Consider the following 12,432-nt stretch of genomic DNA (forward strand, 5'->3'; position numbering starts at 1 on the left):
TTCCAAGACATCCTCATTGAAGTTGGTTGTTCATGTCCCCGACACGTGACACCGCGTTTATCGACCTGCGTGCGATTACCAAACGCTATGCGGGGGTGACCGCGCTCGACTCCGTCGATTTCACCGTCCAACCCGGCGAAGCGGTCTGTCTGGCCGGCGAGAACGGGTCCGGCAAATCGACCCTGATCAAGATCATCTCCGGCGTGGAGCCTGCCACCGAAGGCATGGTGCGCATCGCGGGCGAGGATCACCCGGATCTCAACCCGCGCATCTCGGCGGCCGCAGGCGTGATGGTGATCTTTCAGGATTTCTCGCTCTTTCCGAACCTCAACGTGGCCGAGAACATCGCCTTCGCCACGCAGCTGTCGACCCATCAGCGGTTCTTCAACCCCCGCGCCAGCCGCGAGATCGCGCGCAAGGCGCTGGACCGGATCGGGGTCGAGATCGACCTCGACGCCCGGGTCGAGACCCTGCCCGTGGCGCAGAAGCAGCTCGTCGCGATCTGCCGGGCTCTGGCCTCGGAAGCGCAGCTCATCATCATGGATGAGCCCACCACCGCCCTGACGGAAAAGGAGGTCCGCCGCCTACAGGGCATCATCCGGATGCTGAAGGAGGAAGGCGTCGCCGTGATCTTTGTCAGCCACAAGCTGGCCGAGGTGCTGGAGGTGTCGGAAAAAGTCGTCGTGCTGCGCAATGGCAAGAAGGTGGCCGAGGGGCCTGCCTCGGAATTCGACACGCAATCGCTGGCCTATCACATGACGGGCCGGGACGTGCCCGAAGTGCCGCCCAGCGACCATGCTGCCGGAGCCGAGGCGCTGATGGAGGTGCGCGGGCTGAGCAAGGAAGGCTCTTTCGAGGATATCAATTTCGAGCTGCGCGCGGGCGAGGTTCTGGGGATCACCGGGCTTCTGGGCAGCGGGCGGACCTCGGTGGCCAAGGCGCTCTTTGGTCTGGTCGCGCCGGATGCAGGCACGATCTCCGTGGAGAACCGCGAGGTGCCGACGGGTGATCCGCAAGCGGCCTCCATGGCGCGGATCGGCTATGTGCCCGAAGACCGGCTGACCGAGGGACTGTTCCTCAGCCAGTCGATCCTGCGCAATGTGGCCATCGGGCGGCTCGATGCCCATACAACGAACGGGTTCCTGAATATGGGCAGCCTTGTGGAGGAGGCTTCGGGCTGGCTGAAACGGCTCAAGGTCAAGGCCCCGGATGTGGCCGCGCCGGTGCAGTCCCTGTCAGGCGGCAATCAGCAGCGGGTGGCGCTGGCGCGCTGGCTGTCGCGCGCGCCCCGGGTGCTGGTGCTGAATGGGCCGAGCGTGGGGGTGGATGTGGGCTCCAAGGCGGATATCCATGACATCATCCGCGATCTGGCCAGCCAGGGGATCGGGATCATCGTGATCTCGGACGACCTGCCTGAGTTGCTCGCGACCTGCCACCGCATCCTCGTGATGCGCGATGGGCGGATCATCGACGCGCTGGACGGGCGCGTGGCCACCGAGGATGATCTCGCGCGCAGGCTGGCCTCATGATGAATTGGCTGCCCAAAGATTTCTGGACCCGGAACGAAACGCTCGTCGCCGGCGTCATCGCGCTCTTCTGCATCATCGCGACCCTGTCGGATCCGCGGTTCTTCACGATCACCACGGTCTCGGACCTGCTGCGCGCCTCGATCGTCATCGGCATCCTGGCCGTGGGCGCCATGCTGGTGCTGGTCTCCGGCGGGATCGATGTGAGTTTCACGGCCATCGCGGTTTTTGCGATGTATGCCTCTTCTGTGGTGTTTCTCGCCATCTGGCCCGAGGCGCCCTGGCCTTTGATCTTTGTCATATCCGTGCTCTTCGGCGCCTGTCTGGGCGCGATAAACGGGTTTTTCATCGCCTTTCTGGGTCTGCCCACACTGATCGTGACGCTCGGCACCCTGTCGATCTTTCGCGGCTTCCTGCTGACATTCGTCGGCTCGCAGCGGATCTCGGCCCTGCCCCCCTCCATGCGGGATTTCTCGCGCGGGGTGCTGGCCCGGGGCACGACGGAGGCCGGGAATTTCTACTCGATCCCCTGGTCCGTGCTCGCCCTCGTCGGCGTGATCATCCTGACCTGGTTCATCCTTCAAAAGACCATGCTGGGCCGGTCGATCTATGCCATTGGCGGCTCGGTCGAGAGCGCGCGGCGCATCGGGATCAACGTGAAATGGACGCAGTTCTTCGTCTATGTCTATGTGGGCGCGCTGGCGGGTCTGGCGGGGATCATCCATGGCTCGGTCGGGCGGATGGCGGACCCGTTCTCGCTCGTGGGGCTGGAGCTGTCGGTCATTGCCGCCGTGGTGCTGGGCGGCGCGCGGCTGATCGGCGGCTATGGCACGCTGACGGGCACGCTGCTGGGCGTGGCGCTCATCGTGATCGTCCAGAACAGCCTGATCGTCATCGGCATTCCGACCACATGGCAATCGGTCACCATCGGTCTTCTGATCCTCTTGGGCACGGGCGTTCCCGCATATCGCGCCAAGCGGGCCGCGGCACGGGCGGGGTAAGGATTTCATGAGCAAGCAAGCCTCCAGATCAACCCTCACCGCAGCGCCGGAATTCCGGCTCATGGTGATCGCGGTCTTCGTCTTCGGCCTGATGGCGGTGCTGTCGCCGGACCGGTTTCTGTCGTCGCAGAACCTGACCTCCATGGCGTTCCAGTTCCCGGAATTCGCGATCCTCGCGCTGGCAATGACCCTGGCCATGATGACCGGGGGAATTGACCTCTCGGTTGTGGGGATCGCCAACCTCTCGGCGGTGGTCGCAGCGCTGATCCTTACGCAATTCACCAGCCCCGAAATGGCGGCTGGGCAATCGGCCCTCTGGCTTGCCCTCGCGATCACGGCCGCGCTCAGCATCGGCGCCATTGCCGGGCTCGCCAATGGCTGCCTCGTGGCGTTTTTCGGCCTGCCCCCAATCCTCGCGACCCTGGGCTCGGGCCTCGTCTTCACGGGTTTTGCCATCGCCATGACCGGCGGCAGTGCGGTGATGGGCTTTCCGGGCACCGTCGCCCTGATCGGCAACGCGCAGGTGATGGGCATCCCCGTCCCGCTGATCCTCTTCGCACTGCTGGCGGTGGTCCTGCATTTCATCCTGACGCGCACGGCGTTCGGCCTGAAGGTGACCATGTATGGTGCGAACCCGTTGGCCGCGCTCTATGCGGCGATCGACATCAACCGGATGCTCCTGAAGGTCTATGTGATCGCGGGCATGTTCGCCTCGGTGGCCGGGCTGATCATCATGAGCCGCGCAAATTCCGCCAAGGCCGATTACGGCTCGTCCTACCTGTTGCTGGCGGTGCTAATCGCGGTGCTGGGCGGGGTGAACCCCTATGGCGGCTATGGGCGGGTGATCGGCGTGGTGCTCGCGGTGCTGTCCATGCAGTTCCTGTCGAGCGGGCTCAACATGCTGCAGGTCTCGAACTTCGCGCGCGAGCTGATCTGGGGCGCGCTTCTGATCCTCGTGATGGTGATCAACACCAACGCCCTGGCCACCCTGCGCAACAGCTTCGCCAAGGCCCCCAAATAAGCGAGACAGTCTGACCGGGAGGAGGACGACATGAAAAAGCTACTCAACCGACCCGAGGATTACGTGGATGAGATGCTGGCGGGCCTGACCGCGGCGCATCCAGAGTATTACCGGCTCCATGGAGAGAGCGGCAAGGTCGTCGCCCGCGCCACGCCGGGCAAGGCGGGCAAGGTCGGGATCGTGACCGGCGGCGGCTCGGGGCATCTGCCGGTGTTCACGGGCTATGTGGGCACCGGGCTGCTCGATGCCTGCGCGATTGGCGATGTCTTCGCCTCCCCCTCCGCCGAGCAGATGGCCGATGCGATCCGGGCGGCGGATACGGGCGCGGGCGTGCTGCGGCTCTATGGGAACTACGGCGGCGACGTGATGAATTTCGACATGGCCGGGGATCTGGTGGAGTTCGACGACATCGAATGCACCACAGTGCTGCTGGCCGATGATGTGGCCTCTGCCCCGCCCGAAGAGCATGAAAAACGCCGGGGCGTGGCCGGCATGGTCTATGCCTTCAAGATGGCCGGGGCGGCAGCCGAGGCCGGACAGGATCTGGCCGCCGTCACCGCCGTGGCCCAGAAAGCCGCCGATGCCTGCCGCTCCATCGGCGCGGCCCTCTCGCCCTGCACGGTGCCGCAAGCGGGCAAGCCCACCTTCGAGATCGCCGAGGACGAGATGGAGATGGGCATGGGCATCCATGGGGAGCCCGGGGTCTGGCGCGGCAAGCTGCGCAGCGCCGATCAGGTGGCGACCGAGATGATGGACCGCCTGCTCGCCGATATGCCGCTCGAGGCGGGCGACCGGGTTTCGATCATGGTGAACTCCCTCGGCGCGACCCCGCCCGAGGAGCTCTATATCCTCTACCGCATCGTCAAGACACGGCTTGAGGAGGCAGGCGCGAGCATCGTCATGCCGCTCGTCGGACGCTACGCCACCTCGATGGAAATGGCGGGCGTCTCCTTCACCCTGTGCAAACTGGACGCGGAGCTGGAGGCCTTGCTGACCGCGCCGTGCGACTGCGCCTTCTGGAGGGTCTGATGACCATCACCCGGGAGACGCTTCTGGAGGCCATTGACCGGATCGCCGCCGCGATGGAGCGGGATTTCGACATGCTCAACAGCGCCGATGGGGCGCTCGGGGATGGCGATCTGGGGGTGACCATGACCCGGGGGATGCGGGCGATTTCCGAACGTAAGGGCGACCTGCCCGAGGATCTGGGCATGGCGCTGCTGAGCTGCGCCAAGGCCTTCACCGAATCCTCGGGCTCCTCTTATGGCACGCTCATGGCCACGGGGCTCATGGCGGCGGCCAAATCCCTGCGCGGCCAGACCGAGCTCGCACCGGAGGCTGTGGCGGATCTGATCGCGGGGGCGCGCGACAAGATGCAGGAGCGCGGCAAGGCGGAACTCGGCGGCAAGACCGTGCTCGACAGTCTCGACGCGGTGGCAAAGGGGCTCGTCGGCGCCGGGGACCCGTCCACTGCGGCGGCTCAGGCCGTGGAGGAGGCGCTGGACGCCTTCCGCGACAAGCCAGCCACCGTGGGCCGCGCCCGGATCTTTGGCGAAAAGAGCATCGGCATGGACGATCCCGGGATGCTCGCCATGCGCGCGATTGTTCTGGCCGCTGTGGGCAAGGGCTGAGCGCAGACCTGCCCCTCCAAGTGTCTAAGCGCTTGGGATTCAACGTGAGATTGTAATACTTTATAGACAGAAACAATCTCAAAAAAGTTGACACATTGCCCTGCGTAAAGCGATCATGGAGGCTCAAAGAGCGCGACCACACCACAGAGAGCGGCGCGCTTCGATGAGCCATTTTGGGAGGAAATTATGACGTATAAATTCGGCGTTGCCGGGCTGTTGCTCGGCACCATGTTGGCGGGCCCGGTGCTGGCCCAGGACAACATGGAAAAGCTCAGCAATATGCAGAAGACCGACGCGAGTTTCACCTTCGTCGATCAGGACGGAGACCGGGCCGCATCCCTGCGCAATATCCTCGAGCATATCAATGTGCCTGACGGGTTCGAGGTGAGCCTTTATGCGGTGGTGCCCGATGCGCGCTCCATGTCCATGGCGCCGCAAGGCACCGTGCTCTTTGCCGGGACGCGCAAGGACAAGGTCTGGTCCATCGTGGATCGCGACCGCAACCGGGTCGCCGACGAGGTCAAGGATTTCGCCCCCTCGGTGACGTTCGACATCCCGAACGGCCCCTGCTTCTCGCCCGACGGGTTCCTCTATATCGCCGAGCGAAACCGGATCCTCGTCTTCCCGGCGGCCGAGTTCTTCTTCGAGAGCCCGGATATCGCCGTGGGCACCGTGGTCGCCCAGGGCGATCTGATCCCGGTGGAGGAAGAGAGCTTCAACCACTCCGCGCGGGTCTGCGATATCGGCCCGGATGGCAAGCTCTATGTCTCCCTCGGCCAGCCGCACAATGTGCAGCCCGTGGACAAGATCGAGCTCTATGACGAGATCGGGATCGGCGGGATCATCCGCATGAATACCGACGGGTCCGAGCGCGAGGTTTATACCCGCGGCGTGCGGAACTCCGTGGGGCAGGATTTCAACCCGGCCACGGGCGAGCTCTGGTGGACGGACAATCAGGTCGACGGCATGGGTGATGACATCCCGCCGGGCGAGCTGAACCGGCAAACCGAGGCGGGCCAGCATTTCGGCTTCCCCTGGACAAACAGCCGGGTCGAGATCGTCTCGGATGATGACTTCCCGCGCCCCGAAGGCGTGAGCTTTGTCGAGCCGCAGCTCGAGCTGACCGCCCATGCGGCGGATCTGGGCATGCGCTTCTACCATGACAGCAGCTATCCCGAGCAATATCACGGCGGCATCTTCTGGGCCCAGCACGGGTCCTGGAACCGCACGACGCCCGTGGGCGCGCGCGTGATGTTCACCGCACTCGATCCGGAAACCGGCGATGCGGTCGGGGCCGAGGTCTTCGCCGATGGCTGGCTCAATGAAGAGACCGGCGAGTATCGCGGACGGCCCATGGATATCGAGTTCCTGCCCGATGGTTCCATGCTGGTCTCCGATGACTTCGCGGGGGCCATCTGGCGGATCGCCTATGTGGGCATGGCCGCTCAATGAGGTTTGTCGCCATCACGCTTCTCGGCGGGCTGATGCTCGCCGGGGGGCTCCCGGCCCATGGGGGCGATCCGGCGGAGGGGCGCAAGATCGCCAATATGTGCCGGACCTGCCATGGGGTGGATGGCTATGCCGCGATCCCCATCGCGCCCCATATCGGGGGCGAGCCCAAGGAGTATCTCGAGGCGCAGCTGATGGCCTTCAAGACCGGGGCACGGCAACATGAGATGATGAGCGTCGTGGCCTCCGGGCTTTCGGCGCAGCAGATTTCGGATGTCTCCGCCTGGTATGCGAACCACCGGGTCGTGGCGACCCTGCCCGAAGGGGTGAGCGCCGATCAGGCGCCAGCGGCCTGTGTGTCCTGCCACGGGCCGGACGGGATCTCGGTCCTGCTCGACGCGCCCAATCTCGCGGGCGAGGTGAACATCTATATCGACACGCAGCTCAAGGCCTTTCGCAGCGGCAAGCGCCAGCATGAGATCATGACCGAGATCTCGGCCGATCTCAGCAATGAAGAGATCCGCGCCCTGGCGGAATGGTACGCGAATGTGGGGCTGGAGATCCTGCCCGCCGAATAGCGCGACGGCCTGCTAGATCAGACCATCCTCGCCGCCATAATGGCGGTCCGGGTAATCCGCATGGAGCGCCTGATCCGCCGGGCCGAACCGGGGCCGCGCGAAATTGTGCTGGTGCCAATAGGGATAAAGGAGCGGCAAGCGGCTCACATCGTTAAGCCGGGTCAGTTCCTCCTCCGACAGCACCAGATCCACGGCGCGGAAGTTCCGCTCGAACTGGTCCGTATTTCGCCCGCCGACCACGAGCGAGGCCACCGCCGGACGGGTCAGGAGCCAGGCCAAGGCGACCTGCGCAGCCTCGACCCCATGGACCTCGCCGATCTCGGTCAGTTCATCGACGATGGACCAGAGCCGTTCCATATCGCGGATCGGCGGCTCATCCCAGCCCTGGGCCTGGCGGGAGCCTTCGGCAGGTCCGCTGCCCCGCTGATGCTTGCCCGAAAGAAGCCCCGCGGCCAGAGGCGACCAGACCTGCACGCCCAGACCCTGATCCACCGAGAGCGGCAGGAGCTCATACTCCGCCTCCCGCGCCTCAAGCGTGTAGTGGATCTGCTGGGCGACAAAGCGGCTGGCATGGCTCGGCGCGGCGGCGAGGGATTTCATCACCTGCCAGCCGGAGTAGTTCGAGCACCCCGCATAGCGCACCTTGCCCTGCTGGATGAGCGTGTCGAGCGCGGCGAGCTTCTCCTCAACCGGGGTGAGCCCATCCCATTCATGCATGTAGTAAAGGTCGATATGATCCGTGCCCAGCCGCTTCAGGGACCTTTCGCATTCCCGGATCAGATGCCAGCGCGACACCCCCTCGTCATTGGGCCCCGCCCCGATCGGCATCCGTGCCTTGGAAGTGACGAGCACGTCGTCATAGCGCCCTTCGAGGATCTCGCCGAGGATCTCTTCGGACAGGCCCGTGGAGTACATGTTGGCGGTGTCGAACATGTTCACCCCGTGATCGAGGCAGGTATCGACCAGCCTGCGGGCCTCGGGCACTTCCTGACTGGCCGTGCGCCCAAAGGCCCCTTTCCCGCCAAAGGTGAATGTACCCATGGTGATGACCGAGATCTTCAGCCCCGTCCGTCCCAGCGTGCGATATTCCATGATCCCCTCCCCCTAGTCTGCTGTCTCCGATGCGTCGCGCGGCCCGTAGCTCTGGAAGGCCACGAGCACCTCGGCAATCTCTGCCTCGCTCAGAAGCTGGGCCTCGCCGCCCATGCTGCTGAAGAGGTAGGTCCGCGCAAGCGTTTCGAGCTCTTCCAGCCGCCAGCGGGCCTTGGCCACGGTCTCCCCAAGCACGGTCGCGCCATGATTGGCCATCAGGCAAGCATGCCGGTCGGCCATGATCTCGGCCATGTTCGCGCAAAGCTCCGGGCTGCCGAAGAGCGCGTAATCCGCGAGCGGCACGTCATGGCCGCCAAAAGCCGCGATCATGTAGTGACAGGGCGGGATCGCCCGGCGCTGCACCGCGAGCACGCTGCAATAGGGCGGATGGGCGTGGAGGACCACGGGCATATCCGGGCGGGCCTGATGCATCCCCTGATGGAAAGGCCATTCCGAAGACGGCTTCGCGCCCGTGGCCGGGGGCTCCCCCTCCAACGGGATCGTGACCATGGCCTCGGGCGTCAGCTCCTCATAAGGAACACCAGAGGGCGTGATCAGGATGCCCGTCTCGATGCGGGCCGAGATATTGCCCGAGGTCCCCTGATTGAGGTGGCGCGCATTCATCCACAGGCAGGCATCGATCAGCGCCTGGCGGGTCTCGGTCGTGTCCGGCAGCGGGGCGGCGGGGGTCGGGCTCATATCTGGCTCTCCAGCAGGTCTTGGGCGATGCGGGTGCTCGTGGCGAGGTGGGTGACAAAGCCGCCGCGCAGGGCAGCGCGGGCCGAGGCGGCACGCCCGGCGCCGGCGGCCACGAGCAGGGCCATATCCTTGCCGCGCATCTGATCAAGGGTGACGCCGATCATCCGGTCCTCGACCTCGCTGACCATGGGCGCACCCGCGCCATCGATCAGCCGCCCGCAGATCACGCCGGTGGCCCCCTTGGCGCGGTGGCCCGCGATGGCCTCCGCGCTCAGGATCCCGGCGCGCACCACATGGGCATCCGCGTCGCAGGTCCCGCAGGCCAGCACGGTCTTGTTGCAGCCCGCCAGCGCGTCAAGCTGCGCGCGCACCACGGGCTCGTCACAGAGTGCGTCGCGCAGGGCCTTGTTCGACAGGATGAGCGGCACATGGAGGTTGATGCATTGCCCGCCCAGCCTTTGGGCCAGCATGGCCGTGCAGGTCTCGGCGGCAAATCCAAGCGCCGCGGGGCGCGAGCCCAGAAGCTGGATCACCGTCAGGTCGGGAATGGGATGGGGCAGCACCTTTTGCGCCATCTGATAGACCGTCGCCCCCCAGGACACGCCGAGCCGATCTCCGGGCTCCAGCAGGCGCGGCAGCCAATCCGCCGCCGCGGCGGTCACGCGGGCGGCCCCCTCGGGCTCCGCCGGATCGTCGGGGATGACCAGCGCTTCGGCGAGCCCATAGGCCGCGCAGAGCTCAGCGGCGAGGCGGTGGCCGCGAAACACGTCGCTGTCCAGATGCAGCCGCACCCAGCCCCGCGCCCGGGCCTCGTTGAGGTAATTGACCACCGAGGCGCGGCTGATCCGCATCCGCTCGGCAATCTCGGTCTGGTTCAGACCGTCATGGTAATAGAGCCAGGCCGCCTCGATGAAGGGCGCATCGTCCCGGGGCGTGAGCCGGGCGGGATCCGCCCCGCTGCGCGCCTTTGCCGGTGGAAGGGCCTGGGCCGGCACGCGTTACTGCGCCGCCTGCGCGAAATCCGGAAAAAGACCGGCGAGACCCTCGGCGGAGGCCGCGCAGACCCCACGCTCGGTGATCAGCCCGGTGACCAGACGGTTCGGCGTCACGTCAAAGGCCGGGTTGCCGCCGGGCGTGCCATCGGGCGTGACCTGCACCGCGCCGATCTCCCCCGCCTCGGTGACGCCCTGGATATGGGTGATCTCGCGGCTGTCCCGCTCCTCGATCGGGATCTCGGCCACACCGTCCGTGACGGTCCAGTCGATGGTCGGCGAGGGCAGCGCCACATAGAAGGGCACGCCGTTGTCATGGGCCGCCAGCGCCTTGAGATAGGTGCCGATCTTGTTGCAGACATCGCCCTGCCGCGTGGTCCGGTCCGTGCCGGTGATGACCATATCGACCATGCCGTGCTGCATCAGATGCCCGCCCGCATTGTCGGTGATGTAGGTGTGCGGCACGCCATGCTTGCCCAGCTCCCAGGAGGTCAACGCGCCCTGGTTTCGGGGCCGCGTCTCATCCACCCAGACATGGAGCGGGATCCCCGCGTCATGGGCGTGATACATGGGGCTCGTGGCCGTGCCCCAATCCACCGTGGCGAGCCAGCCGGCATTGCAATGGGTGAGCAGACGCACCGGCTCTCCCGCCGGTTTCTTCGCGGCGATCTCGCGGATCAGCTTGAGGCCGTTCAGCCCGATCTGTCGGTTGATCTCCACATCCTCGTCGGCGATCTCATGGGCGAGGTTCAGCGCCGCGGCCGCGCGATCCCCTTCGGCCAGAGGCCGCAAGGCAGCACGGCACCGATCCAACGCCCATCGCAGGTTGATCGCCGTGGGGCGGGTCTTTTCCAGAAAGGTCCAGGCCGCATCCATATTGGCATCGGACGGATCCTCGGCCATGGCAAAGGCCATGCCATACGCTGCCGTCGCCCCGATCAGCGGCGCGCCCCGCACCCGCATCTGGAAAATCGCATCTGCGTAATCCTGCATGCTGGCCACGGGCGCCACGCGGAAGTCATGGGGCAGCCAGCGCTGGTCGATGATCTCCAGAAGGCCTTTCTCGGCGTTCCACCACAGGGATCGGTAATGCGTGCCGTCGATCTTCATAGAACGTCCTTTCCATTGAATTCCTGCGCCATGGCACAGACTTCGGCGGCGGTCAGCCCGCCATCGGCCGCGTGGATCAACGCCGCCCCCATCGTCAGATTGCGCGCCTCAAGCGGGGCGCGGATCGCCGGGTCGGCGATCTCTTCGAAATCCGCGTTATGGGCGAGCGAGAGGCAGCGGCGATGCATCTCGATCCCGCAGACCGCCCAAGCGTCTTGCCAGATCCCGGCGAGCACCGCATCGCATGCGGGCATGCTGTCCTGCCCCTGATCCTCAAAGAGCGATTTGGGATAGAGGATCCCCGTCCGCTCTGTCTGCCAAAGATGGCGGAATTCGGTCTCGAAGGTTGCGCAGACCTCGTCAATCACCCCGAGGATCCAGTCCTGATAGGCGTCCAGATCCGCGCCGCGATGGGCGGGTTGGCTGAAATAGGCCATGAGGAAGTTCGCGCAGAGCATGCCGATGTCGAAACCGAGCGGCCCATACTGCACGAATTCCGGGTCGATCACCCGGCTGTCGCTGTCGGTCGACATGATCGAGCCGGAATGCAGATCGCCATGGAGCATGGTCTCGGTATTGGAGACGAAACGCTGCAGCGCCCGCTGCGCCTTGACCTTGAGCATCGTGTCCGCGCGCAACTGCGCAACCACCGGGTCGAGCCCCTCGGTATGGTTGTTCATCTCCGCGTCGAAATAGGGGTCGGTGAAGACCAGCGCCTCGGTGATGGCCGGGATCTCCACATTGCCGGCAAAGAGCGCGACATCCGCCTTCTTGTCCCCGCCCGCCATGGACAGCTCGGAGCCGCGAAAGGCCGTCCGCGCGCAGAACCGCCCGAGAAACCCCGCGAGACCTTCGACCCGCTCCCCCGCGATGAGCTTGCGGCGCAGGATGACATGGGGGGCGAGAAACTCCATCACGATCAGCGCCTGCGCCTCGTCAAAGTGGTAGATCTCGGGCACCGAGCCCGGATCGCGCGCGGCTTGCCGGGTCAGGGCGTGATGCTCGTAGAACGCGCGGTAGAGCGGCAGGGGCCAGCTGTCCCCGACCAGCCGCACATAGGGAAGCGCCTGTTTCACAATGGCTTTTCCCGACGGGCCCGAAACGATGAAGACGAGATTGAGATTGCCGTCCCCGACCTCCTCGACCTGCCATGCGCTGGCCTCCGGCCCCACCTTGGCGGCCAGAACCGCGATCCCTGCGAGCCGGTCCGACAGCGTCTCCACCGTCAGCGCCTCATACGCCGCGCCTGTACTCATCAGCGCCCTCCCCGTTTCGCTCTGATCTGTCTGAGCTCCTGCGTAGCTTTCAATTTATACTTATGTCAATTCGTTTG

General features: G+C 65.4%; 12 protein-coding genes. 7 read left to right on the forward strand and 5 right to left on the reverse strand.

The window, feature by feature from the left end:
• Positions 1 to 32: 32 nt before the first annotated feature.
• The 7 genes from ACP153_RS08285 to ACP153_RS08315 all read left to right on the forward strand — a co-directional run bounded on the left by ACP153_RS08285 (position 33) and on the right by ACP153_RS08315 (position 7,206).
• The gene (locus ACP153_RS08285; protein WP_424970505.1) at positions 33 to 1,529 is read left to right on the forward strand and encodes a sugar ABC transporter ATP-binding protein; all 1,497 of its coding nucleotides are present in this window, start codon (positions 33 to 35) and stop codon (positions 1,527 to 1,529) included.
• A complete protein-coding gene (locus tag ACP153_RS08290; RefSeq protein WP_424970506.1) occupies positions 1,526 to 2,527 on the forward strand; it encodes an ABC transporter permease in 1,002 nt (333 codons plus the stop codon). Before ACP153_RS08285 ends, ACP153_RS08290 begins: the two co-directional genes overlap by 4 nt.
• 7 nt (positions 2,528 to 2,534) lie before the next feature.
• Positions 2,535 to 3,548, forward strand: a complete 1,014-nt coding sequence (locus ACP153_RS08295; protein ID WP_424970507.1) for an ABC transporter permease — start codon at positions 2,535 to 2,537, stop codon at positions 3,546 to 3,548.
• 30 nt (positions 3,549 to 3,578) lie between these two features.
• The gene (locus ACP153_RS08300; protein WP_424970508.1) at positions 3,579 to 4,577 is read left to right on the forward strand and encodes a dihydroxyacetone kinase subunit DhaK; all 999 of its coding nucleotides are present in this window, start codon (positions 3,579 to 3,581) and stop codon (positions 4,575 to 4,577) included.
• Positions 4,577 to 5,179, forward strand: coding sequence for a dihydroxyacetone kinase subunit L (locus ACP153_RS08305; RefSeq protein ID WP_424970509.1), 603 nt, complete (start codon positions 4,577 to 4,579; stop codon positions 5,177 to 5,179). Before ACP153_RS08300 ends, ACP153_RS08305 begins: the two co-directional genes overlap by 1 nt.
• A gap of 186 nt (positions 5,180 to 5,365) precedes the next feature.
• Positions 5,366 to 6,631: a PQQ-dependent sugar dehydrogenase gene (locus ACP153_RS08310; protein ID WP_424970510.1), complete on the forward strand. Its 1,266-nt coding sequence runs from the start codon at positions 5,366 to 5,368 to the stop codon at positions 6,629 to 6,631.
• Positions 6,628 to 7,206, forward strand: coding sequence for a c-type cytochrome (locus ACP153_RS08315; RefSeq protein WP_424970511.1), 579 nt, complete (start codon positions 6,628 to 6,630; stop codon positions 7,204 to 7,206). The genes ACP153_RS08310 and ACP153_RS08315 overlap by 4 nt, the downstream gene beginning before the upstream one ends.
• A 12-nt stretch (positions 7,207 to 7,218) precedes the next feature.
• Here the strand turns inward: ACP153_RS08315 and ACP153_RS08320 are convergent, their stop codons facing one another.
• From ACP153_RS08320 to mtnK, 5 genes are read right to left on the reverse strand one after another with little or no spacing between them, the layout of a single operon-like run.
• Positions 7,219 to 8,298, reverse strand: a complete 1,080-nt coding sequence (locus tag ACP153_RS08320; protein ID WP_424970512.1) for an aldo/keto reductase — start codon at positions 8,296 to 8,298, stop codon at positions 7,219 to 7,221.
• 12 nt (positions 8,299 to 8,310) lie between these two features.
• Positions 8,311 to 8,997, reverse strand: a complete 687-nt coding sequence (locus tag ACP153_RS08325; RefSeq protein ID WP_424970513.1) for a class II aldolase/adducin family protein — start codon at positions 8,995 to 8,997, stop codon at positions 8,311 to 8,313.
• Positions 8,994 to 9,992, reverse strand: a complete 999-nt coding sequence (locus tag ACP153_RS08330) for a sugar-binding transcriptional regulator (protein ID WP_424970514.1) — start codon at positions 9,990 to 9,992, stop codon at positions 8,994 to 8,996. The genes ACP153_RS08325 and ACP153_RS08330 overlap by 4 nt, the downstream gene beginning before the upstream one ends.
• A gap of 3 nt (positions 9,993 to 9,995) precedes the next feature.
• Complete coding sequence (gene mtnA / locus ACP153_RS08335) at positions 9,996 to 11,099, reverse strand: S-methyl-5-thioribose-1-phosphate isomerase (protein ID WP_424970515.1); 1,104 nt, start codon at positions 11,097 to 11,099, stop codon at positions 9,996 to 9,998.
• Entirely contained in the window at positions 11,096 to 12,355 is a 1,260-nt protein-coding gene (mtnK, locus tag ACP153_RS08340; RefSeq protein WP_424970516.1) for an S-methyl-5-thioribose kinase, read from the reverse strand. The genes mtnA and mtnK overlap by 4 nt, the downstream gene beginning before the upstream one ends.
• Positions 12,356 to 12,432 lie beyond the last annotated feature (77 nt).

It is taken from the genome of Dinoroseobacter sp. S76 (assembly GCF_049801095.1).
GTDB lineage: Bacteria > Pseudomonadota > Alphaproteobacteria > Rhodobacterales > Rhodobacteraceae > Dinoroseobacter.